Origin of the sequence: Glycomyces salinus (assembly GCF_016428645.1) — a bacterium.
Lineage (GTDB): Bacteria > Actinomycetota > Actinomycetes > Mycobacteriales > Micromonosporaceae > Glycomyces > Glycomyces salinus.
On record NZ_JAELXW010000130.1, the window covers coordinates 1 to 23,587 of the forward strand.

A 23,587-nucleotide genomic window follows, 5' to 3' on the forward strand; every position below is an offset into this window, starting at 1 on the left:
GCGTTCAAGGCGAAGGTCCTCGCCGAATATGAGGCGGCCCCGCAAGGCCCGAAGGGCGCGGTGCTGCGAAAGTACGGCGTTGGCTCCTGGCATATCTCGGATTGGCGGCGGGCCCGGCCGGGAGCCGTTCCCTGTCATTCCCCACCACCTGACCCGAACGAGTCTCGCGGCGCTGCCTCAGCCTCCAGTTGTTTCCGCCTCTGTTCTGCCGGTGTTCCGCCTTGCAGAGTCGGATTTTCACTGCCAGGATGACCGTAGTTAGCGGAGAGAGGCCGTCATCTGAAACTGGCACTCTGATTTTGTTCAGATGACTTCTGTCCGATTGAACGAAAGAAACTGTCCTTTTAGGATATTTTACGTTGGGTGCGTTGCCAACCCAAAAAATTCTGAACATCCGATTCAGAGGAGACGAAATGCGCAAGATCTCACGCCTTCTTGCACTGCTCGCAGCAGCAGTGCTGATTCTTTCGTCACAAACGCTCGCTACGGGCGATAGCGCCGCAGCGGATGAGAGTGTCGACGCGGCTGGGTGGTACGATGTCGGACCTGTCAGCATGGGCACGTCAATGACCTGCATGGGGGAACGACAGTCCGTGGGCGATGCGTGGGTCACCCTCCATGGGGACTACGTCACCGTGCGAGACTTCTGCGCTGACGGCCTGTGGGTCATGGCACGGGTGAGTACGGTGGTCAACGGAGAGGTAAAGTACTGGTACTGTCACAACTTCGATGGCGGTGGGAGTGTAAAGGTGTGCAACTTCAACTGGCCTGAAAGGTCCCAGACGAAGACATTGGTCTTCTATGCACAAGATGGAAATCGCAGCTATCGAATGGGAACCATCAAGCACTGGCGGGATGGATGATCGATCTGAATCGCCCCGGCCGTGATGCAGGGTTGGTTACGTGGTGACTTGTGGAGCTGCTGAGGTGGCTGTGGCCCAGTATTGCTGTCCGCCGGAAAGGGCGACCTCGGTGAAGTCGGCGACCCACAGCCGGTGGGGCCGGGTAGCACCGTCCGGTCCTTCACTTCCTGGGGATGCTTCACTGGCATAGTTCGAAACCTTCTCACAGATAGGACCCTCACACATACCGGGGGGATTCAGAATCGATGATCGAAGCGCAACCCTTCAACGGGCAACACCCCGCACCTGTCACCCGTCGGCGCCTGTCGACCAAGGCCACGTTGAGCTGGTTCACCGCGGCCGCGCTGGTCGTCGTCTCTGTTACCGCGGTGCTGATCTGGTGGCAGGCCCGGGATTCGGATTCACTGGCGGCGACGGGCACCGACTGCGTCGAAGACCCGAATCGCATCGTCGATGACGAGGCCGGTCTGGGTTACTGCATCCCGCGGGACTGGGTGCAGGTCTCCGAGGAAGATATGGCGGGAGAGATCTACGCGATCAACTCTTCGGCGGCAGAAGCACCCGGCACGAGCGAATGGGGCGTGAGCGGATGGGTGCGATTCAGTGTTGTCGGAGCGAATGTGGATGCGCTGTCGAACGCCGAGATGATGGTGGCCGCCTTCACCGGAGCCGACTTGGATTCTCCTTCGATCGTGGTTGAGGATGGCGTCATCGACGGGCACGCCGCCACCACGTTCTCCAACTCGCACGCTGACGGGAGCAGCTGGATGATGATGACGGTCATCGAGTTCGACGACCGGTGGGTCGAGGTGTGGGGAGAGGTCGTCGGTGATGACCCGCACCTGATCGAGCAGCTGGAGTCGATCCGTGAATCGATCACAGTCGCATAGCGGCGGGCCGCGGAACCCGGCTGTGCCGTGGCCAGCGATGAGGCCGACCGGCCGGAGTCCTAGAACACGCGCCAGTAGCCGAGGGCGTGGACCCGGTCCTTGGGCAGTCCCAGTTCCTTGCGGGCGAAGGTGGACAGGGCCCTGGTCGTCTTGGTGTCGCAGGTGATCCAGGCGTACGCCTCGGCCGGGTCGTCGATCAGGTCCGGCATGGCCTTGCGCACTTCCCCCACCAGCCTTTCTCCGCCCCGCTCGCGCGGTATGAAGCGCACGTCGTGGCGTTCGGGGTCGGTTCGGAACGGCAGCGTCGTATCGGCTTCGTTCGCCGTCTCGAACCAGACCGTGGCCGGGACCTGCGGCACCGCCTCCAGGAGCGAGTTGATCGCCGGGAGCGCGGCCGCATCGCCCATTACCAGGAGTCTCGGCGGCAGCGGGTCGGGGGCCGCGAAGTGCGAGCCGTAGAGCGTGCCCTCGATCGTCGCCCCCTCCTCGGCCTTCCGCGACCAGTCGCAGGCCGGGCCCTCGTGCAGGGCGAACTCGATGCTGAACGTCCCGGACTCGGGATCGGGGTCGACCAGCGTGTAGCCGCGCTGGTGGGGCTTGCCGCCGTTGTCGAACCACAGCCGCACCCACATCGTCGGGTGCACGCCGGTGATCTTGAGCATGCCGCCGTCGGTGAAGTGCACCCGCCGGTAGTGATCGGCTACCTGCTCGACACCGGTCACCGTGAACACGAAGTCCTTGGCGCGCAGCAGTTTCAGGACCGCGCCCTCCCAGCCGTGACCCATCCGCGTCCCCTCTCCCTCCCAGTGGCTTCCACTGAAGACATGATCTAATCTCAAGTTAGGTTAGACTACCCTAAAAAATGAGAGTAGAGGTGGGATGGACTTCGCCAGCCACCGGGACCAGTGGGGCATCCCGCACCTTCGGGCCCACACCGCGCGCGATCTGGCCTTCGCCCAGGGCTGCAACGCCGCCGCCGACCGCGCCGGGCAACTGCGCGTCGCGCGGCTCCGAGCGCTCGGCCGGTCGGCCTCGCTGCTCGGCCCCGAGCACCTCCCCTGGGACCGGTTCGCCCGGCAGGCCCGTATCGCCGACACCGCCGAGCGCGCCTTCGGCGCCCTGGACGCCGCCACCGCCGCCTGGGTGGCCTCCTACGTCGACGGCGTCAATGCCGCATCCAGAGGCGATACGCCATGGGAGCCTTGGATTCCGCTCGCCGTCTGGTACGCCGAGCACATCATGTTCGGCGCCGGGTTCCCCGCCAAGCTCTGGCGCGAACGCGTCGCCGAGAGCCTCGGCCCGGCCGCGGTCGACCTGTTCTCCACCGACGGACGCCACCGCTCCGGCAGCAACGCCTGGCTCCTGGCCGGCGACCGCACCGCCACCGGATCCCCGATCCTCGCCGGAGACCCCCACCGACTCCTCGAATACCCCAGCATCTACCAGCAGATCCACCTCGCGTGCGACGACTTCGACGTCATCGGCCTGGCCGTCCCCGGCGTCCCCGGCATCGCCCACTTCGGCCACACCGGAACCGCCGCCTGGGGGATCACCAACGCCATGGCCGACTACCAGGACCTCTACATCGAACGACTCCGCCGAGACCATGGCACGGTCGAGGCCCTCGGCCCCGACGGCTGGGAGGCGGCCGAAGCCTGGACCGAGACCGTCGAGGTGGCCGACGGCGAACCGGAGACCGTGGAAGTCGTCGAGACCGCACGCGGACCGGTCGTATACGGCGGCACCGACAGCGCCCGCGCGCTGAGCCTGCGCTGCCCGGCCCGAGTCGAAGCCGACCTCGGCTTCGCCGCCCTGCCGGACCTGCTCCGATCCAAGACCGTCGCCGACATCGACGCCGCGATGGACCGCTGGGTCACCCCCGTCAACGTCGTCCTCGCCGCCGACACCGAAGGCGCCCTGCTGCACCGGGTCGCCGGGCGGGTGCCCGACCGCGACAAGGCGAACCTGGCCGCCCCGGTACCGGCCTGGTCGCCCTGTCACGCCTGGCGCGGACCGCGCACCGCCCCGCGCTCGAAACCCGGCCCGGTCACCGTGTCCGCCAACCAAGGCGACCTGTCGCGGACGTTCGGCGTCGAGTTCGCCCCGCCGCACCGGGCCGAGCGCATCCGCGAACTGCTCGACCTCTCCGAGTCCTGGTCGGCCGAGGCGATGGGCCTGGTCCACACCGACACGCTCACCCGCTCCGCCGGGCCGCTGCTGGCGGTCCTGGCCCGGGTCGACCTCCCGAGCCTGGAGGCGAAGCACCTGCGCAAGCGGCTGCTGGCGTGGGACCGCCGCATGGAGGCCCACTCGGTCGAGGCGGCGCAGTACGCGGCCCTGCGCGCCGCGGTCGTCCGCCGCCTCGCCGAGCACCCCGCGCTCGCGCCGCTGGCCGAGCCCGCCGGGGCCCCCGAGGTCTTCGCCCCGTGGCTCGCGCTCGCGCCCCGCGTCGGCTTCGCGCTCGAACACCTGCTGACCCGCGGCGACCGGCTCCTGCCGACCGACTGCGTCGACCGGGCCGTCCGCGACGCCGCCGAGACCGCGGCCGGGGAGTCCCGTCCCTGGGGCGAGGTCCACCGGCTCGCGCCCTGGCAGGCCGAGACGACGCCGCTGACCTGGCCCGGCATCGCCGGCGACCACGACTGCGTCCTGTCCACCTCCGGTGTTCCCGGACTGACCGAGCGATGCGCCCGCGGCCCGGCCGCCCGCTGGGTCTGGGACCTGTCCGACCGCTCCCGCAGCCGATGGATCGTCCCCTTCGGAGCCGCCGAGGAACCCGACGACCCGCACTCGCGCGACCAGCTTCCCCTCTGGCTCGCCGGCGAACTCGTCCCCGTCGCCGACGACTGGAACCTACTGACCGAGGAGACTCCCATGACCGATCACGCCGTCGCCCCGGCCGACCGCGCCGCCGTCCACGAGCAGAGCATCGACTCCTTCGGAGACGTCCGCATCGTGCCGGTCGATCCCAAGGCCGACATCGACCTCATCTACGGCTGGGTCAGCGAGGAGCGGGCCCGGTTCTGGGGCATGACCTCGCACAGCCGCCGGGAGGTCCTGGAGATCTACGAGTTCCTCGACTCCCTGACCACCCACCACGCCTACCTGGTGCTGCGCGACGACGACCCGGTGGCGCTGTTCCAGACCTACGAGCCCGACGCCGACCCGGTAGGGGAGTACTACGACGTCGAGCCCGGGGACTTCGGGGTCCACCTGCTCGTCGCCCGCCCCGACCGCGCCGGGGCGCAGGCGGGCTTCACCGCCTCGATGGTCGCGGTCCTGTCCGAGTTCGTGTTCAAGGACCCCTCGCACCGCCGCCTGGTCGGCGAACCCGACGCCCGCAACGAGCAGGCCCGCGCGCGCCTGCGCCGGATCGGCTTCACCCTCGGGCCCCAGGTCGACCTGCCCCACAAGCGCGCCCAACTGGCGTTCCTGCGCCGGGAGGACTGGGAGCGCCGCTGAGTCACCAGCAGGTGCCCTCCTCGCCTTCGAGGAGCCGGTCGCGGACCCGCCCGAGGGCATCGGCGATGACCCTCCGCTCCTCGGGGGTGAGCACGTCCACGATCACCTCTCGCACCTTCGCCACGTGCCCGGGGGCGGCCCGCTCCAGGGCCGCCCGGCCCTCGTCGGTCAGCTCGGCCACGATGCCGCGGGTCCAGTCGCAGGGCTTGCGGCGCACCAGCCCCGCCTTCTCAAGCTGGCCGACCTGGTAGGTCAGCCCGCTCTTGGAGTTGATGAGTCGTTCGGCCAGCTCGGTCATGCGCATGGCCCCGCGGGGCGAGTCCGAGAGCGCGGCCATGATCCCGTACTGGAGGTGGGTGAGGCCCGTCTCCTCCTTGAGCTGGAGGTCCAGCTCGCGGTCCACCAGTGTGCCCGCGCCGAGGAACGCGGTCCACATCCGCATCTCCTCCGCGTCGAGCCATCTCGTGTGATCCATGCCTCTACCTTAACGACTTGTTCAAATTTGAACTCAAGTGTAGCTTGATCCGCAGGTTCAAATTTGAACTATGAACGATCGGAGACGACATGGAGACCACTGCGGCCCCCGCGACCATCCGCACCCGCGTCAACATTCCGCTTCACTTCCCTGACGGCTACGAGACCGCCGCCCAGGTCCACACCTTCAACGGCCTGACCGACGGAGCCGAGCACCTGGCCCTCGTGCTGGGAGACCCCGACCCCGCCGAGACGCCGCTGGTGCGCCTCCACTCCGAATGCCTCACCGGAGACGTCTTCGGCTCGGCCCGCTGCGACTGCGGACCCCAGCTGCGCGAGGCGGTCGAGCGCATCTCCGAGCGCGGCGGCATCCTGCTCTACCTGCGCCAAGAGGGCCGGGGGATCGGCCTCTACAACAAGCTCGACGCCTACGCCATCCAGGACTCCGGGCTCGACACCTACGAGGCCAACACCGTCCTCGGCCTGCCCGAGGACGCCCGCGACTACACCGCGGCCGCCCAGATGCTGGCCGCCCTCGGCGTGGACTCCCTGGAACTTCTCACGAACAATCCCGACAAGGTCCGCGGGCTGCGAGACTTGGGCCTGAACGTGACCGGCACCGCCCCGACCGGGGTGTTCGCCACCGGAACCAATCTGCGGTACCTCGAGGCGAAGGTCACGCACACGGGTCATAGCATCGCATTGGCAAGCCTGGCCGCCTGAACGGAAGGGGCACGACATGCGCGCCGTCATCGCCACCGGATTCAACACCGCTCCCAAGCTCGCCGAGCTGGCCGTCCCCGAACCCGGGCCCGGCGAGGTCCTGGTCCGGATCGCGGCCGCCGGGGTCAACCCCTTCGACTGGAAGGTCGTCGAGGGCGCCCTGCGCGGCCAGGTCGAGCACGCCTTCCCGATGATCATGGGCTCGGACGGCGCGGGCGTGGTGGAGCTGGTCGGCTCGGACGTGGACCGCTTCGTCCCCGGCGATCGCGTCTTCGGCCAGTTCATGGACATCGAACGCGGACACGGCTCCTACGCCGAGTACGCCATCGCCCCGGCCGAGGGCAAGCTCGCGCCCGTCCCCCGGAACCTGCCGCTCGACCTCGCCGCAGCGCTGCCCACGGCCGGGGCCGCGGCGCAGACGTTCCTGACCGGCACCGAAGTCAAGGCCGGGCAGACGCTGCTGGTCAACGGCGCCTCCGGGGGCGTCGGCCAGATCGCGGTCCAGCTCGCGGCGGCCAAGGGCGCGCACGTCATCGCCACCGCCCCCTCCGACGTGGTCGAGCTGCTGCGCGAGCTCGGTGCCGAGGAGGTCGTCGACTTCGTCCTGGCGCCCACGGACGAGCAGGTCCGGACCGCCCACCCCGACGGCCTCGACGCGGTCATCGACCTCGTGTCAGGGCCCGAGCAGGCCGAGCAGGTCGCGGCGCTGCTCAAGCCAGGCGGCGTCATCGTCAGCTCGAACACCGCGCTCGACGAGGCGGCCCTCCGCGAGAAGGGCCTGCGCGGGCGCAACATGTACGCCGACGCCAACCCGAGCGTCCTCGAGAACCTGGCCGAGGCGGTCCGCGCCGGCGACCTGAAGGTCCGCATCGACCACCGGGCGAGCCTGTCGCGGGCCGTCAGGGCGCTGGAGCGGATCCGCGCGGGCGAGTCCCGCGGGAAGACCGTCCTGGAGATCCAGGACCTCTGATCAGGCGGCCGCCGGGAGTCCGAAGCGGACCCCGGTGAGCTCCTCGGACAGGTCCCACAGCCGCTTGGCCGTCTCGGGGTCCTTCGCCGCCGCCACCGGCTGGACCGGCTTCGGGTGGCCCTTGAACTCCCGCCTGCCGTCGGGGCCGAAGTACTGGCCGGACTCGGCGTGAGGGTCGGTGGCCGCATACAGCTGGGGCAGGGCGCCCACCTCAGACGACTGCGTGACCAGCGGTGTCACCAGTTTCCCGAGGAGGCGAACCGGTGCGCTGAAGTTGTGGGTCAGGTTCGTGTTGGACAGGCCCGGGTGGGCGATGAGGCTGCGGACGGGGCTGTCGGCCGCGCGCAGCCGCCGGTCCAGTTCGAGGCCGAACAGCATGTTCGCGAACTTCGACTGGCCGTAGTAGCCCGTGGACGAGTACCGGCGCTCGCCGGTCAGGTCGTCGAAGTGGATCTTGCCGTGGCCGTGCGCCAGAGACGAGACTGTGACCACGCGCGGGTCGCGTCCCTGCTCGATCCTCGGCAGCAGCAGCCCGGTGAGCGCGAAGTGCCCCAGGTGGTTGGTGGCGAACTGCGACTCGTGTCCCTGCGGGCTGAGCCTGCGGGGCGGGGCCATGATCCCGGCGTTGTTGATCAGGGTGTCGACCCGGCCGCCGAAGTCGGAGGCGAAAGCGGTCACCGAGTCCAGGTCGAGCAGATCGAGGTGGCGGATCTCGAGGTCGGCGCCGGGATGCGCGTCGGAGATCTCGGCGGCGGCCGCGCGGGCCTTGGCCTCGTTGCGGACGGCCATGACCACGTGCGCGCCTTTGGCGGCGAGCGCCCGCGCGGACGCCAGGCCGAGGCCGTCGCTGGCCCCGGTGATCAGGATGCTGCGCCCGGACTGGTCGGGTATGTCGTCTGCGGTCCATTTTCCGCTCATGATGGCTCCTCGGAGGCCGTATAATGAACTTGGGTTCATCTTCATCATGAACCATAATTCATCTTATGGCAAGTCGGGGAGCGGCATATGATGCTCCGGGGAAGGAGACCGAATGCCAGAACCCAGGCCCAAGCGCGCCGACGCCGTCAAGAACCGAGGGCGCATCCTCGATGCCGCGAACCGGCAGATCATCGTCCGCGGACCCGAGGTCCCCATGGAGGTCATCGCCGCCGACGCCGGCGTGGCCGTAGGCACGCTCTACCGGCATTTCCCCACCAAGAACGAGCTGGTCGCGGCCGTCCTCGACGAGCACTTCCGGGGGATGATCGAGGGCGCCGAGGCGGCGGTCGCGCACGTCGAGGCCGGAGCCGACCCGTACGGCGAGCTGACCGCGTTCGCGCGCATGGTCATGGAGACGGCCGCGAGCAACCACGCGGTCAAGGCCGCGGCGCGGGCGCTGGGCGCCTACGACGAGAAGGAGGAGGACCGCGAACGAGGGCTCCGCGCCATGAACCGCCTCCTCGAAGCGGGCAAGGCCACCGGCGACCTGCGGTCCGACCTGACCGTCGACGACTTCTTCCTGTTCTTCATGACCGTCCCCATCGAGCAGCCGGCACCCGTCCGCGACCGCTGGTTCGAGCTGATGATGGACGGCTTCTGCGCCACCGGGGCCCGCGGGAACACCGCGGCCCCGCCCTTCCGGAAGTGAACGGCGGGGCCCTATTGCGGGAACCGAATCAGGCTGCCGGGGCCTTGGCGTAGACCTCTATCTCGCTGAGGATGATCCAACCGGCGATGTCGTCGCTGTCGGCGGTCATGGCCACCCTGACCGCCTCGGTCGCCGCGTCCACCTCCACGTCGATGACCGGCACGTCCTCGGTGTCGGGCGGGACGTCGACCGGATCGCCCGCGTTCTGCCACTCGCCGTCGGCGTCCAGGTACTGGACCTGCAGGGTGTCGGCGTAGCTGGGGCGCCCGCCGTCGCTCCAGAAGTAGGAGACCACCCGCGTCACGTCCCGCTCCTCGGGGAGGGTGAGCGTGATCGTGTCCTCGGTGTTGAAGTCCGAGGACTTCCAGTTCGACCACGCCTTGTCGTCGAGGACGCCGTTGACCAGACCCTCGGTCGAGTAGCCCGGCTCGGTGAAGGTGGCCTCGGTGGTCACCCCCTCGCCGGTAGCCGCGTTCACCTCGATCGGGTCGGTCACCTCGACCTCCACCGTCGCCGGCAGCTCGGTGCCGTCGACGAGGGTCGCGGTGCCCTCCAAGGTGACCGTGCCGAAGTCGTCGAAGGCGCCCTCGGGCGGGTCCTCCCAAGTGACCGGTACCGACGCCTCGAAGCCGTGGTCGCCGATCGCGGTCACGGTGTCGGGCAGTTCCGGTGTGAAGCCCGGGTAGGTCACCGCCGAGGCCGGAGCGGTCTCGGAGAAGTCGTCGACCGCGACCCACGCGACCGCGTGGTACTCGTTCCCGAGCGCGTCGACCGCGGTCCCGTTGACCTTCACGAGCTTGCCCGGATGCTTCCACCGGCCCTTGCCGGGCACGTCCCATTCCACGTCCAGCTCGCCTCGGGCACCGTCGAGGTAGATCGGGGTCACCGTCTCCGGCAGCTGCGGCGCCGTCCCGGCCACGGTGTAGTCCTCGGTCTTCTCGATGCCCTGCACGGTCTCGTCGACGACCGTCCACAGCTGGTTCGAGCCTGCCGTCGGCGTGTACGTGCCGACCTTCGCCCCGTCCTCGGTGGACTGGTCCCACACGTCCGGCAGGCGTCCGGTGGCGGCGTTGACGAACGTCCAGTCGCCGTCGCCGGTGGTGGACATGACCCACTGCGCCGACTCGCCGGAGTCGCCGGAGGCGTCCTCGACCACCAGATCGCCGCCGTCCATGGCCAGACGTTCCCCGGTTCCGGCGTTGACCACCTCGTAGCGCTCACGGTTGGACACGCCCTCGGTGAGCTTTTCGATCGTCCACAGCTGGTCGGCCGCGGTGGTGTCCGGGGTGCGGATGACCAGGCCGTCGCCCTCGGTCTCGGGGGTCATGGCCTTGCCGCTCTGGACGCCGTTGAGGCGGTAGACGTGGTCCTCCTGGACCAGCGCGGCGTCGTGGGCGATGCCGCGGGCGCCTTCGACGACGAAGGTCGTGACCGACTCGCCGGGCACCGACAGGTCCGCGGTCTTCGACCACGGGTTGATCCACACCGGGTCGCCCTCGACCAGGCCGCCGTCGGCGCTGGTCACGATCGGGGTCACCTTGCCGCCCCACCAGACGCGCCCGAACTTCGAGAGGTCGAGCGTGATGTCGGTCGAGTCCGGGGAGTCGTTGGTGTAGACGACGGTCGCGCCGTCGCCCGAGCCCGGAACCGCCGCGACCGCGGAGGTGTCGTCGACTCCGATCATGTGGTCGCCCGGCTCGATGTAGTGGGTGAAGTTGCGGATCGTGTCGTACTTGGTGTTGGTCTGGATCGGGCAGGTCTCGAGCGTGTCCTCGGCGGTGCAGTCGAACGGGATGTGGATCGAACCCCAGTTGCCGCCGCCCTCCTGCTGCGGGATCGAGTCCTCGATCGGCTGCCAGAACACCCACGCGGACGGCTCCAGCTCGCGCAGGTCGTCGGTGATGCGGTCGGCGATGCCCAGCCCGGTGTCCATGGTCTCGTAGTCGGTGGGGGAGTGGAAGCTGCCCTCGACCTCGCTCATCCACAGGGGCTTGTCGCCGCCCTTGGCGAGGTCGCGGACGCCGGTGCGCCCGCCGGTGCCGTAGGTGTGGACGTTCATCTGGTTGACCACGGCGCGCGCTTCCTCGCTGTAGGCGTTCCAGTTGGTCGTGAAGGTGCCCGGATTGGTCTCGTCCATAGCCGAGATGACCGCCTCCAGGTCGGATTCCGGCAGCCGCTCGGCCAGGGCCTGGATGACCAGTTGCTGGAGCTCGGGCCCGGCGTGCGCCCCCTCCTGGCGCCCGCCGGTCGGCTGGACGCCGTCGGGGCCGAGGGTGGTGCCCCAGTAGGGCGTGTTGGGCTCGTTGAGCGGGTTGACGGTGTCGAACTCGATGCCGTGCTCGGCTTCGAGGTGCTCCATGACGGTGGTCAGGTAGATCGCGAACTCGTCGACGGTGTCGGTGCGGATCTGGTCCTGACTGGAGTCGAAGCCGCCGGAGACGTAACCGGAGACGGTCTGGAAGTACGGCGGCGAGTTGCTGAACGCCTCCCAGTGGGTGACCTCCTCGCTGATCCGGTCGACCCACCAGCGCTGGTTCGCGTCGGCGTCCAGGTTCCAGTGGTCGGGGTTCTCCGGGTCCCACCAGTCCTTGTCCTCGTGGGTGGTGCCCTCCGGCGCGGCCCAGAAATAGGGCATGTTCGCGCCGTCCTTCATGTACTCGGAGTCGATGTTCGGGGCGTTGCCGCCGCCGATGTTGTAGCGCGCGATGTTGAGGTTGAGGCCCTCTTCGCCGAAGACCATCTCGGCGAGCTCCTCGCGGATCTCGTCCGGGTAGCCGCCGGTGGCGTTGGCCATCCACACCAGACTGGTGCCCCAGCCTTCGAACTCGGGGTGCTGGTAGGACGGATCGGGGGTGATGGTGACGCCGGGGCCGGCGGTCTCCTCGGCGGAGACGGGGGCGCCTGCGAGGACCGGCAGTGCTGCGACGGTCAGCGCGGCTCCGGTGGCGGCTGCGGCGAACGCTTGCCCCCGCCGCGGTCTCGGGGATGACATCTTCGTCTCCATTCGTGAGGGAATCCATGGCCCGGGGTCCTCGCCGAGGCCGGTGAGGCGTGAGTGCGGCGGGCCATGACGGGATGTGATCGAGCAATCTCGATGTTTCCACAAGATTCGAAGTTTGTGAACACCCTTTGGATAACCATCTAAAAAACAGCGCCGCCGCGGTCCCGCTCCCATCGCGGGCTCAGTCGAGGTGGAAGGTCGCCTCGCTCCACGCCTGTTCGGTGGAGGCCGTCTCCAGGTAGACCAGGCCGTCCATCCGGCGCAGGTATCGGCCGGGGAAGTTGACCGACTCGAAGGACTCGGCCCCGGAGTCGGCCAGGCCCTGGCGGCGGTGGAAGCTCGCATCCCGGTCGAACAGCGCCGAGCCGTCGCCTTCCTCCACCCAGAACTCGTAGTTCCGATGCCGCAGGTAGTGGCCCGGATAGTTGGCCGACTCCAGCGAGACCGAACCGCCGCCGTCCAGGCCCGGGACGATGCGGAACTGCGAGTCGGCCAGCATGGCCGGGCTGCCGGAGCGCAGCCGGTAGTCGTAGTGGTTCAGGTAGGCGCTCCCGCCGCCGCGCGCGGCGAACCGGTACGGCGTCGGCCCGTCGGCCACCGGGACGCCGAAGTCCGGCGTGCCGTCGGCCCTCCAGTAGAACTTCTGGATCCTGGTGTGCCGGTTCGGGTCGTAGAGCGGTTCGCCGTCGATGTCCCGGTACGGGCGGGCGTGGTAGACCAGGATGTCGCTCTGGCCGTCCTCGGAGACGGTGAAGCAGCTGTGTCCCGGGCCGTACTGTCCGGTGCGGTCGTCGCTGCGCAGCACCGGCTCGGGGTTCTTGGTCCACGAGGCGGGGTCGAGCAGGTTCGCGCTCTGGGAGGCCGTCAGCAGCCCGACCGCGTAGTTGGCGTCGGTGGCGCTGGCCGAGTAGGTCATGAAGATCCGCCCGCCCCGCTTGATCACGTACGCGCCCTCGTTCACGTTGTGGCCGACCCGCTCCCAATCGTGGGTCGGCATGCTGATGCGCACCGGCCGGCTGTCGATCGTCCACGGATCGGCCATGGTCGACAGGTACAGGCTCGTGCCGCTGCCCAGGTCAGGGTCGCTCTGGGCCCAGCACAGGTAGCGTTCGCCGCCGTGGGCGAAGGTGGTCGCGTCCAGCGAGAAGGAGTCCCGAGGGGTCGCGATCCGGCCACGCTCGGTCCAGGTCCCGCTCAGGGGGTTCGCTGCGGTGCACTCCAGGACGTACATGCGGATCGCCCAGATGTCGTCGGCGCGACCGGCGGCGAAGTAGACGTACCACCGGCCGTCGATGCGGTGGACCTCCGGCGCCCAGATGTGGTGGCTCATCTCGCCGCTCGCGTGCTTGTGCCAGATCGTCACCTCCTGGGCGTCGGCCAGGCCCTGAAGGGTGGTCGACCGCCGCATGACGATCCGGTCGTAGGCGGGCACCGAGGCGGTGAAGTAGTAGTACCCGTCGGTGTGCCGCACGATGTGCGGATCGGCCCGCTGCTCGATGAGGGCGTTCTCGTAGCCGACGGGGGCGGCGTGGGCCGGGGAGGCGATGCCGACGCCGGCGCCGATCACGGCCGAGGCCCCGGCGGCCTGGAACAGGCGGCGGCGGCTGAGGGGGGAAGACTGCATCGGACACTCCACATCGTCGAACGCTTTCACACATTCTCGATATAGAATTCACAGATGTCAATAGGACAATGTATAGGTGAGCGAAATGGGCGGCGCCGGCGGCGCCGCCCGACCGGAATCACACCCCTGCGCCTCCGGCCCGCGCGGACGCGTAGCGCTCCGCGACATCTTCCCAGTTCACGACCTCCCACATGGCCTTGACGAAGTCCGGGCGCACGTTCTTGTACTGGAGGTAGTACGCGTGCTCCCAGGCGTCGAAGGCCAGCAGCGGCACCGAGCTCTGCGCCACGTTCCCGTGGTGGTCGTAGACCTGCTCCACGATCAGGCGGCCCGAGAGCGGCTCGTAGGACAGCACGCCCCAGCCCGAGCCCTGCACCAGCGTGGTCGCGGCCGAGAGCTGCCCGTGGAAGCCCTCGAACGACCCGAAGTGCTCGTCGATGGCCGCGGCCAGCTCGCCTTCCGGCCTTCCGCCGCCGTCCGGGCTCATGTTCTGCCAGTACAGGGAGTGCAGCACGTGCCCGGAGACGTTGAAGGCCAACGTTTTCTCCAGGCCCACGATCTGCGAGAAGTCGCCCTTGTCGCGGGCCTCGGCGATGCGCTCCTGGGTGTCGTTGGCGCCCTTGACGTATGCGGCGTGGTGCTTGTCGTGGTGCAGCTCCATGATGTAGCCGTTCAGGTGCGGCTCCAGCGCCCCGTAGTCGTAGGGCAGCTCCGGCAGCGTGTAGACGGTCATCGTGCGCGGTCTCCTTCGCGTCGGGTGTTGTCGCCACTATTTCACAGTTGCAAGTTACTTGCAACAAGGATCGCATGCCGCGCGGGATCCGGGGAGCCGGGGCCGAGCGCCCGTCGTCTAACCGTGTCGTTACCGCATCTCATCGATAGCCGACCGCGCCCGGGTCGTTACGGCCGAACCCCATCGTTGGAGGAAAACCCCGCCCGGCCCGCGGCGAAGACCGAAACCCCTTGCGAGGCAATCCATGAAGAAACTCACCATTCCCACGGCGATCCTGCTCGCCGCCCTGGCCGCCACCGCATGCTCCGACAGCGCCGACACCGGCGGCGCCCAGTCCGAGCCCAATATGGATCAGGCTCCGACCGAACTCGATGGAGGCGGGACCGACGCGCCCGGCGAGGCCCAGGTCGACACCGCCGAACAGCGCGACCTGATCTACACCGCCGAGCTCGAGACGTCGGACCCCGACCCGGTCGGCATCGCCGAGCAGGTCTGGGACACCGCCGACTCCTACGGCGGCTTCGTCACCGCCGACCAGCGGCAGGACCGCGGCGACCAGTCCTGGGCGGAACTGACCGTCCGCATCCCCTCCGAGCACTTCGGCGAGGCCATGGACGAGCTCTCCGGGCTCGCCGAGTCCGAGACCGACCGCGCCATCTCCACCGAGGACGTCACCGGCCAGGCCGTCGACATCGAGGACCGGATCTCCACCAAGAGCGCCAGCCTCGAACGGGTCCGCGAGCTGCTGGACGAGGCCGACTCGGTCGCGGCGATCCTCGACCTCGAAGCCGAACTGGCCGACCGCGAGGCCGAGCTGGCCACGCTCGAATCGCAGCTGGCCGACCTCGAAGAGCGCATCGCGTACTCCACGATCGTCTACACCGTGACCGCGCCCGACGCCGCGCCGAGCGAGGACCCCGGCTACACCGGACCGGAGAACTTCGTCGAAGGGCTCGGCGCCGGCTGGTCCGGCGCGGTGGGAGTGCTGCTGGCGATCTCGGTCGGTCTCGGCCTCCTGCTGCCGTTCGTGCCGCTGCTCGCCCTCGCCCTGGCCGCGGTGTTCGGCCCGATCTGGTATGTGCGGCGCCGCCGCGGCGCCGCCGCACGGCAGGGCTCCTGACCCGGCTTCCGACCGCAGTGTCGCAACGGCCGCTCTCCGCCGAGGGCGGCTGTTCACAGTGATCCCTCCGCGGAGGCGATACCGGACCCGCGAGGGCGACCGCCGAGCGGTCTGACCAGGCACGGCTCGGTCTCTGCCGGAGCCCGCCGGAAAAACGGATTCTTTCTGTCGGACCGTTGACGGAAAAATCCGCATGTCATACGTTCATCGTCATGTCGACGACGACAGGCGTCCACGCCATGGTGCGACGCAACCACGAACTCCGGGTCCTGGCCGTGCTCCGGGCGGCCGGAGCGCTCAGCCGGGCCGAGCTCGCCAAGCGGGTCGGCCTGTCGCGGACCACCCTCTCCGAGATCACGGCGACCCTCCTCGAACGGGGAGCGATCGTCGTGGTCGACACCGATGCCGCGCACCGGCGCGGCAGCGGGCGGCCCGCCGAGCGCCTCGCGCTCGATCCGGCGTCCGGCCAATACCTGGGCGTCGACTTCGGGCACCGCCGGGTCCACGTCGCCGTCGCCGACGCCTCCCACGAGATCGTCACCTCGGGCCTGCGCCGATACGACGACGACACGGACTGGACCACGCGCATCGGTCTCGCCTTCGACCTCGTCGACCGACTCGGCGCCGAGCACGGCCTGCACTTCGGCGCGCTCCAGGCCATCGGCATCGGGGTCCCGGGCCCGTACGCCAAGACCGGCGTGAGCGGCTCGCGCGTCACCTGGAAGCGGCACGGCGCCCCCGACGACATCGACGTCGCCTTCGCGACGCGGTTCCGCGCCCCGGTCATGGTCGACAACAACACCCGGCTCGCGGCGCTCGCCGAGGCCGTCTCCAACCCCGAGGCCGTGAGCGACCTGGTCTACGTCCGCCTGTCGGACGGCGTCGGCGGCGGACTCGTCGTCGCCGGACGCCTGGTCACCGGCGCCCGCGGATTCGCCGGCGAGTTCGGGCACGTGACCGCGGACCCGGCGGGCCCCGAATGCCGCTGCGGCAAGCGCGGCTGCCTCGAGACCGTCGCCTCGGTCCCCGCGATCCTCGCGGCCTGCCGGGAGCGCGGCGTCGACGTCGGGTCGCTCGACGACCTGGCCGACGCGGTCGCCAAGGCCGACCCCGTCGCCGACGCCGTCCTCCGCGACGTCGGATCCGCCCTCGGACGCGTGCTCGGCGCCGCGGCGATGTCGCTCGACCCCGATCAGGTGGTCGTCGGCGGCGAAGTCGTCCACCTCGCGCCCGTCATCCTCGAGCAGACCGCCGCGACCCTCCGATACGAGCTCAACTCCATACCGGCGGCGAGACCGATCGTCCGAGTCGGACGGCTTCGCGACAGCGACGGCGCCTTCGGGGCGCTGACCGCGACCTTCCACCAGTCACCCCTCCTCGCCGAGTACCCCGAACCGGGAGACCGGGCCGAGGCGAGCGAGTCGCAAAGGAGCGCAACTTGAAGACCTCGACAACCGGCCGGGCGCGGAACGGGCCCGACACGGACGCCGACGACGCACCGACCGCCGCGGCGGACTCGCCCGCGGCCGCGCCAGCGAGCCGCCGCCGACCGCCGAAGCGCCTCATCCTGCCGGCCCTCAACGCCGCCTCGATCGTCGCCGGCATATCGATCTGGTGGATCCTCGCGCTGAACGGGTTCCAGTTCCCGACCCCGCCCGAAGTCGTCGCGACGGCGACCGAGCTGTGGCGCGACGGGACACTGCAAGAGGACATCCTCGCGAGCCTGGGGCGCGTGCTCGCCGGATTCCTCCTCGGCTCCGCGGCGGCGATCCCGATCGGATTCCTCATGGGCTGGTACACCGTGGGCCGCGGCCTGTTCGAACCGTGGATCCAGTTCTTCCGCACGATCCCGCCACTGGCCCTGCTGCCGCTGGTCCTGGTGCTCATGGGCATCGGCGAGACGCCCAAGATCTTCGTCATCTTCCTGGCCGCGTTCCTCGCCTGCGTCATCTCCACCTACCAGGGCGTGGTCGGCGTCGACAAGACGCTCATCAACGCGGCCCGGGTGCTCGGCGCGCGCGACGGGATGATCTTCGTCCGGGTCGTCGTCCCCGCCTCGACGCCGTTCATCCTCGTCGGCATGCGAGTCGGCCTCGGATCGGCCTGGGCCACGCTCGTCGCCGCCGAACTCCTGGCGGCCCAGGCCGGACTCGGCTACCGGATGCAGCAGGCCCAGTACTACTACGACATCGCGACCATCTTCGTCGGCATCGTCGCCATCGGCGTCCTCGGCCTGCTGATGGACCGGCTGCTGCTGCTCGCGGAGTCCAAACTCACCGGATGGCAGGAGCGCCGATGAACACCACCGCGACAGGCGGAATCTCCGTCCAGCAGGTCACCAAGACCTTCCAACTCAAGGGCGATGACTTCGTCGCGCTCGACCGGGTCTCCCTCGACATCGCCGACAACGAGTTCGTGACCGTCGTCGGCCCCTCCGGCTGCGGCAAGTCCACCCTCATGAACGTCCTCGCCGGACTCGAGGCGCCGACGTCGGGCCGAGCGCTCGTCGCCGGAGACGACGTGTCCGGACCCGGCCCCGACCGCGGCGTCATCTTCCAGCAGTACGCGCTCTTCCCGTGGCTGACCGTGCGCAAGAACGTCGAGTTCGGACTCAAGGTGGCCGGGCTCGGCCGGGCCGAGCGGCGCGAACGAGCCGAGCGCTTCATCCGCCTCGTCGGACTCGAGCAGTTCGCCGACGCGCTGCCCAAGACGCTCTCGGGCGGCATGAAGCAGCGCTGCGCCATCGCCCGCGCCTACGCGGTCGACCCGTCGATCCTGCTCATGGACGAGCCCTTCGGCGCCCTCGACGCCCTCACCCGCGTCAAGCTCCAAGAGCAGCTCCTCGACACCTGGAGCCGCGAGAAGCGCACGGTTCTTTTCATCACCCACGACGTCGACGAGGCCGTGTTCCTCGCGGGCCGCGTCGTGGTCATGGCGGCCCGTCCCGGCCGGATCTACGACGTGATCGACGTCGACCTGCCCTATCCGCGCACCGAGGAGGTGCGGCTCAGCCCCGAGTTCGGCGACCTCCGCAACCGCGTGTGGCACTCCGTTTACCACCAGACCCCTTCGGAAGGACGATCATGAACATCACTCGAACCTTGGGCGCGGCGGCGGCGGCCGCCGCCCTGGCCCTCTCCGCGGCCGCCTGCGGCGGCGACGCCGACGACGGCGACACCATCGAAGTCCAGTTCGGCTACATCCCCGACTTCAACGGCACCAGCCTGCTCGCGATCGCCGAGGACCAGGGCCTGTGGGAGGAGCACGGCCTCGACGTGACGGCCTCCTCGTTCACCAACGGGCCGCTCCAGATCCAGGCGCTCGGCACCGGCGACCTCGACTTCGGATACATCGGACCCGGCGCGTTCTGGCTCCCGGCCTCCGGCCAGGCCCAGATCGTCGCGATGAACACCCTCGGCCAGGCCGACCGCGTCGTCGCCCAGCCCGGCATCGAGACGATCGAGGACCTGCGCGGCAGGCAGGTCGCCGTGCCCGAGGGGACCTCTGGCGACATGATCCTCACCCTCGCGCTCCAAGAGGCGGGCATGACCAAGGAGGACATCGAGGTCGTGCCGATGGAGCCGTCGGCGATCGTCACCGCCCTGTCCTCCGGGCAGGTCGACGGCGCCGGATTCTGGTACCCGGCGCTGGCGACCGTCCAAGAGCAGGTGCCCGACCTCGTCGAGATCGCCCGGAACAGCGACTTCGAGGACACGGTCGCATTCCCGACCGCGTTCGTCGCCGGCAACGACGTCGTCTCCGGCGAAGAGGAGAAGGTGGACCGGGTGCTGTCGGTGCTCCGCGAGGCCATCGACTACCGGGCCGAGAACATGGACGAGACGATCGAGCTGACCGCCGAGTTCAACGACCTCGACCCGGCCGACGTCGAGACCGACGCCGGCAACGTCCAGGTCCTCTCCCTCGACGAGATCGACCGCCTCACCGAGGACGGCACCGTCGACATGTGGCTGAGCGGCATGGTCGACTACTTCGTCGGCTCCGGTCAGCTCCCCGAGGCGACCGAGCCCGGCGAGTTCTACACCGCCGACCTGTTCCTCTCCGCCGGCGAGGGAGCAGAGTGACCGACGCAGCGCACCGGGCCGCCACCGGGCCGACCAACGTCCTGTTCCTCATGACCGACCAGCACCGCGCGGACACGCTCGGGGCCTACGGGAACCCGCACGCGGCCACGCCGGTCCTCGACGAACTGGCCCGCACCGGCACCCGCTTCGACCGGTGGTACACGCCGACGGCGATCTGCACCCCGGCGCGGGCCAGCCTCCTCACCGGTCAGGCGCCGTTCCGCCACCGCGTGCTCGCCAACCACGAGCGCAACGTCGGCTACCGCGAGGACCTCGCCGACGGCACGTTCACGTTCGTCGAGGCGCTGCGCGAGGCCGGATACAACACCGGGCTCGTCGGCAAGTGGCACGCCGGAACGGAGAAGGCCGCCGCCGACTTCGGATTCGACGGGCCCGACCTGCCCGGCTGGCACAACCCGGTCGAGAACGAGGACTACCTGAAATACCTGGCCGACAACGACCTGCCGCCGTACGAGATCTCGGACCGCGTCCGCGGCACGCTGCCGAACGGCGGGCCCGGCAACCTGCTGGCCGCCCGGCTCCACCAGCCGGTCGAGGCGACGTTCGAGCACTACCTGGCGACGCGGACCATCGAGCTGCTCGAGCGGTACGCCGACGAGTACCGGTCGGGGGAGCGGCCGTTCTTCCTGGAACTGAGCTTCTTCGGGCCGCACCTGCCGTACATCGTCCCCGACGAGTACTTCGACCTGGTCGACCCCGCCGACGTCGAACTGCCGGGGTCGATCGCCGAGACCTTCGCGAACAAGCCGCCCGTGCAGCGCAACTACAGCGCCCACTGGACGTTCGACACCATGCCGATCGAGGTCACGCGCAAGCTCATCGCCGTGTACTGGGGCTATGTGGCGCTCGTCGACCGGCAGATCGGCCGCGTCATGGAGGCGCTGGAGCGGCTCGGCCTGGCCCGCGACACGGCCGTGTTCTTCACCTGCGACCACGGGGAGTTCACCGGCGCCCACCGCCTGCACGACAAGGGTCCGGCGATGTACGAGGACATCTACCGCACCCCCGGGCTCCTGCGGATTCCGGGCGGCCCGGCGGGCCAGGTGCGCACCGAGTTCGTGAGCCTCCTCGACTGCACCGCGACGATCCTCGAACTGGCCGGACTCGACCCGGCCCCGGCGGTGGACTCGCGCAGCCTGCTGCCGCTTGCCCGCGGGCGCGACGCGGCGTGGGAGGAGGACATCGTCTGCGAGTTCCACGGGCACCACTTCCCGTACCCGCAGCGGATGCTCCGGGAGGACCGGTACAAGCTCGTGGTCAACCCCGACTCCGTCAACGAGCTGTACGACCTGCACGCCGATCCCGACGAGCTCGTGAACGTCCACGAGCATCCCGAGATGGACGGGGTCCGGCGGCGGATGACGCGACGGCTCTACGAGGTGCTGCGGGATCGCGGCGACAACTTCTACCACTGGATGACGACCATGTACGACGTCGGGCAGGTCGACTACGACCCGACCCAGTCAGGGCTGGACGAGACCACCTACCAGGACGGAGGCCCCTTGTGAGCAGGCGGCCCAACATCGTCCTGATCCTCACCGACGACCACGCGGCGCACGCGATCGGCGCCTACGGGTCGGTGGTGAACACGACGCCCCGCATCGACGCGATCGGCGCCTCCGGCTGGCGGCTCGACCGCTGCTACGTGACGAACTCGCTGTGCTCGCCGAGCCGGGCGTCGATCCTGACCGGGACGTACTCGCACGTCAACGGGGTGACGACGCTGGAGACGCCGATCGACTCAAGCCAGCCGACGTTCGTGTCCCAGCTCCGCGAGGCCGGGTACCGGACGGCGATCGTCGGCAAGTGGCACATGGGCGACGGCGACGGGCACGACCCGCAGGGCTTCGACTACTGGGACGTGCTCATCGGGCAGGGGGAGTACCACGACCCGACGTTCCTGTCCCCGTCCGGTCGGCGGACCGAACCGGGCTACGCGACCGACGTCATCACCGACCTGGCGCTGCGCTGGGCCGACTCGCTCCCCGGCGACGACCCGTGGTGCCTGCTGATCTGCCACAAGGCCCCGCACCGGCCGTGGGAGCCCGACGCGGCGCACGCCGAGATGTACTCCGAACCCATACCCGTGCCGGCGACGTTCGCCGACGACCACGCGACGCGCACGTCCTCGGCGCGTCGGGCGGCGATGCGGATCGCCGAGCACCTGAACGCCGAGGACCTCAAGGTCGACCCGCCACCGGGCCTGTCCTATGAGGATCTGTCGCTGTGGAAGTACCAGCGGTACATGGAGGACTACCTGCGCTGCGTGGCCTCGGTCGACGACAACGTCGGCCGCGTCGTGGACTGGCTCGACGAGCGCGGCGTCCGCGACGACACGCTGCTGATGTACTCCTCGGACCAGGGCTTCTTCCTGGGCGACCACGGCTGGTTCGACAAGCGGTTCATGTACGAGGAATCGATCCGCATGCCGTTCCTCCTGTCGTGCCCGAGCCGGCTCCCGGCGGGGAGGACCTACGACGGGATCGTGACGAACGTCGATCTCGCCCGCACGATCCTCGATGCGGCGGGCGCGCCCGCGCACCCGCGCATGCAGGGCCGCTCGTTCTGGCCGGACCTGACCGGCCGGGAGCCCGAATCGCCCGCCGAAGGCTTCTACTACCGGTACTGGGAACACGACGACGGCTTCCACAAGGCGCCCGCGCACTACGGGTACCGGGACCGCCGCTACAAGATCATCTATTTCTACAACGACGGCCTGGACCTCGCGGGGACCGGCCCCTTCACCTACCCCGGCGAATGGGAGCTGTACGACCTCGAGCGCGACCCCGACGAGCTGCGCAACGTCGCGGACCACCCGGACTACGCCGAGGTCCGAACCCGGCTGGAGGCCGAGCTGTGGCGGGCGCAGGCCGCCGCCGGGGACCGGCCGCATCCCGGCCAGCCCGTACCGGCGGGCGTGCGGGAACATGCCCCGGCAGGGGAGATCGCGCGGTGAGCACCGGCGGGATGGGAGCATCGTGGAGATGACGGAGGCGCGGACGCCCGCCGCAGACCTGGTGCGAATCGAGGGCCGCACATTCCGCATGGGCTCGGACCGGTTCTACTCCGAGGAGGGCCCGGTGGTCGAGGCGACGGCGGGGACGTTCGAGATCTGCCGGTACGCGGTGACCAACCGCCAGTTCGCCGAGTTCGCGGCGGCCACGGGCTACCTGACGGTCGCCGAGCGCGAGCTGGACCCCGCCGACTTCCCCGGGGCGGACCCGGCGGGCCTCGAACCGGGCTCGCTGGTGTTCACTCCCACCGACGGTCCCGTCGACCTGCGAGACTGGCGCCAGTGGTGGCGCTGGGTGCCCGGTGCGAGCTGGCGGCGCCCGCGCGGCCCCGGTTCCTCGATCGAAGGGCTCGACGATCACCCGGTGGTGCAGGTGTCGCTTGAAGACGCCGATGCCTACGCGCGGTGGGCGGGACTGCGACTGCCTACCGAGGTCGAATGGGAACTCGCCGCCCGAGGCGGCCTCGACGACGCCACCTTCGCCTGGGGCGAGGAGCCGAACGACGGCACCCGGGCCAACACCTGGCAGGGCCGCTTCCCCTACCTCAACACCGGCGCGGGCCCATCCGGATGGGAAGGTACCGCCCCGGTGGGGTCGCTCCCGCCCAACGGCTTCGGGCTCCACGAAATGACCGGCAACGTGTGGGAGTGGACCGCCGACGAGTGGACCGACGACCACCGGGGCCGCGCCGAGGCGGCCACCCCACCCGAGCCTTCCTGCGGATGCGGCCCGAACACGGCCGCGCGGCCCCATGAGTCGGCGACGGCGCCCCGGGTCCTCAAGGGCGGCTCGCACCTGTGCGCGCCCGAGTACTGCCTGCGCTACCGTCCGGCCGCCCGGTCGCCCCAGACCCCCGACTCGGCGACGACCCACATCGGCTTTCGATGCGCCCGATGACCGGTGAGGTGCGGCGGCGCCACGGCCCCACCGCACCTCAGGGCTCCTAGGGCCTGTTTGAGAAGCTAGGGCTTCCAGTCGAGGAT

At 69.5% G+C, this 23,587-nt stretch carries 20 protein-coding genes; 14 read left to right on the top strand and 6 right to left on the bottom strand.

Going from position 1 to position 23,587, the window contains the following annotated elements; translation table 11 throughout:
* Nucleotides 1-413 precede the first annotated feature (413 nt).
* On the top strand, nt 414-863 hold the full coding sequence (locus JFB92_RS23040) for a hypothetical protein (RefSeq protein WP_199044046.1): 450 nt from the start codon (nt 414-416) through the stop codon (nt 861-863).
* Between the two features lie 245 nt (nt 864-1,108).
* On the top strand, nt 1,109-1,753 hold the full coding sequence (locus JFB92_RS23045) for a hypothetical protein (protein ID WP_199044047.1): 645 nt from the start codon (nt 1,109-1,111) through the stop codon (nt 1,751-1,753).
* A 59-nt stretch (nt 1,754-1,812) separates the two neighbouring features.
* Here the strand turns inward: JFB92_RS23045 and JFB92_RS23050 are convergent, their stop codons facing one another.
* The gene (locus tag JFB92_RS23050; protein ID WP_199044048.1) at nt 1,813-2,538 is read right to left on the bottom strand and encodes a siderophore-interacting protein; all 726 of its coding nucleotides are present in this window, start codon (nt 2,536-2,538) and stop codon (nt 1,813-1,815) included.
* Between the two features lie 94 nt (nt 2,539-2,632).
* Here JFB92_RS23050 and JFB92_RS23055 point away from each other — a divergent pair, with 94 nt between their 5' ends.
* Nucleotides 2,633-5,215 carry a GNAT family N-acetyltransferase gene (locus JFB92_RS23055; RefSeq protein WP_199044049.1) on the top strand — a complete coding sequence of 861 codons (2,583 nt, stop codon included), beginning with the start codon at nt 2,633-2,635 and terminating at the stop codon, nt 5,213-5,215.
* Between the two features lies 1 nt (nt 5,216).
* On the opposite strand, the gene JFB92_RS23060 is transcribed toward JFB92_RS23055, so the two are convergent.
* A complete protein-coding gene (locus JFB92_RS23060; RefSeq protein ID WP_199044050.1) occupies nt 5,217-5,690 on the bottom strand; it encodes a MarR family winged helix-turn-helix transcriptional regulator in 474 nt (157 codons plus the stop codon).
* A gap of 89 nt (nt 5,691-5,779) precedes the next feature.
* Between JFB92_RS23060 and JFB92_RS23065 the strand changes: the two genes are divergently transcribed.
* Together JFB92_RS23065 and JFB92_RS23070 are read left to right on the top strand one after the other, a co-directional pair.
* Complete coding sequence (locus JFB92_RS23065; protein WP_199044052.1) at nt 5,780-6,412, top strand: GTP cyclohydrolase II; 633 nt, start codon at nt 5,780-5,782, stop codon at nt 6,410-6,412.
* Nucleotides 6,413-6,428: 16 nt separating this feature from the next.
* Nucleotides 6,429-7,382: an NADP-dependent oxidoreductase gene (locus tag JFB92_RS23070; RefSeq protein ID WP_199044054.1), complete on the top strand. Its 954-nt coding sequence runs from the start codon at nt 6,429-6,431 to the stop codon at nt 7,380-7,382.
* Here the strand turns inward: JFB92_RS23070 and JFB92_RS23075 are convergent, their stop codons facing one another.
* Nucleotides 7,383-8,300 (bottom strand): oxidoreductase, encoded by a 918-nt coding sequence (locus JFB92_RS23075; RefSeq protein ID WP_199044057.1) that lies wholly within the window; start codon nt 8,298-8,300, stop codon nt 7,383-7,385.
* A gap of 112 nt (nt 8,301-8,412) precedes the next feature.
* Here JFB92_RS23075 and JFB92_RS23080 point away from each other — a divergent pair, with 112 nt between their 5' ends.
* The gene (locus JFB92_RS23080; RefSeq protein ID WP_199044059.1) at nt 8,413-9,009 is read left to right on the top strand and encodes a TetR/AcrR family transcriptional regulator; all 597 of its coding nucleotides are present in this window, start codon (nt 8,413-8,415) and stop codon (nt 9,007-9,009) included.
* 28 nt (nt 9,010-9,037) lie between these two features.
* On the opposite strand, the gene JFB92_RS23085 is transcribed toward JFB92_RS23080, so the two are convergent.
* The 3 genes from JFB92_RS23085 to JFB92_RS23095 form a co-directional block, all read right to left on the bottom strand.
* Nucleotides 9,038-12,001 carry an Ig-like domain-containing protein gene (locus JFB92_RS23085; protein ID WP_199044060.1) on the bottom strand — a complete coding sequence of 988 codons (2,964 nt, stop codon included), beginning with the start codon at nt 11,999-12,001 and terminating at the stop codon, nt 9,038-9,040.
* A gap of 190 nt (nt 12,002-12,191) precedes the next feature.
* Nucleotides 12,192-13,634: a family 43 glycosylhydrolase gene (locus tag JFB92_RS23090; RefSeq protein ID WP_199044062.1), complete on the bottom strand. Its 1,443-nt coding sequence runs from the start codon at nt 13,632-13,634 to the stop codon at nt 12,192-12,194.
* A 118-nt stretch (nt 13,635-13,752) separates the two neighbouring features.
* Entirely contained in the window at nt 13,753-14,367 is a 615-nt protein-coding gene (locus JFB92_RS23095; protein WP_199044064.1) for a superoxide dismutase, read from the bottom strand.
* A gap of 244 nt (nt 14,368-14,611) precedes the next feature.
* Here JFB92_RS23095 and JFB92_RS23100 point away from each other — a divergent pair, with 244 nt between their 5' ends.
* From JFB92_RS23100 to JFB92_RS23135, 8 genes are all read left to right on the top strand, one after another.
* Nucleotides 14,612-15,487, top strand: coding sequence for a DUF4349 domain-containing protein (locus JFB92_RS23100; protein WP_199044066.1), 876 nt, complete (start codon nt 14,612-14,614; stop codon nt 15,485-15,487).
* A 212-nt stretch (nt 15,488-15,699) separates the two neighbouring features.
* Nucleotides 15,700-16,929 (top strand): ROK family transcriptional regulator, encoded by a 1,230-nt coding sequence (locus tag JFB92_RS23105; RefSeq protein ID WP_199044068.1) that lies wholly within the window; start codon nt 15,700-15,702, stop codon nt 16,927-16,929.
* On the top strand, nt 16,926-17,786 hold the full coding sequence (locus JFB92_RS23110; protein ID WP_199044070.1) for an ABC transporter permease: 861 nt from the start codon (nt 16,926-16,928) through the stop codon (nt 17,784-17,786). Before JFB92_RS23105 ends, JFB92_RS23110 begins: the two co-directional genes overlap by 4 nt.
* Entirely contained in the window at nt 17,783-18,574 is a 792-nt protein-coding gene (locus tag JFB92_RS23115) for an ABC transporter ATP-binding protein (RefSeq protein ID WP_199044072.1), read from the top strand. The genes JFB92_RS23110 and JFB92_RS23115 overlap by 4 nt, the downstream gene beginning before the upstream one ends.
* Nucleotides 18,571-19,569 (top strand): aliphatic sulfonate ABC transporter substrate-binding protein, encoded by a 999-nt coding sequence (locus JFB92_RS23120; protein WP_199044074.1) that lies wholly within the window; start codon nt 18,571-18,573, stop codon nt 19,567-19,569. Before JFB92_RS23115 ends, JFB92_RS23120 begins: the two co-directional genes overlap by 4 nt.
* On the top strand, nt 19,566-21,098 hold the full coding sequence (locus JFB92_RS23125) for a sulfatase family protein (RefSeq protein WP_199044076.1): 1,533 nt from the start codon (nt 19,566-19,568) through the stop codon (nt 21,096-21,098). The genes JFB92_RS23120 and JFB92_RS23125 overlap by 4 nt, the downstream gene beginning before the upstream one ends.
* Nucleotides 21,095-22,546, top strand: a complete 1,452-nt coding sequence (locus tag JFB92_RS23130; RefSeq protein ID WP_199044078.1) for a sulfatase family protein — start codon at nt 21,095-21,097, stop codon at nt 22,544-22,546. The genes JFB92_RS23125 and JFB92_RS23130 overlap by 4 nt, the downstream gene beginning before the upstream one ends.
* 28 nt (nt 22,547-22,574) lie before the next feature.
* Nucleotides 22,575-23,501: a formylglycine-generating enzyme family protein gene (locus JFB92_RS23135; RefSeq protein ID WP_233163707.1), complete on the top strand. Its 927-nt coding sequence runs from the start codon at nt 22,575-22,577 to the stop codon at nt 23,499-23,501.
* Nucleotides 23,502-23,587: the final 86 nt, after the last annotated feature.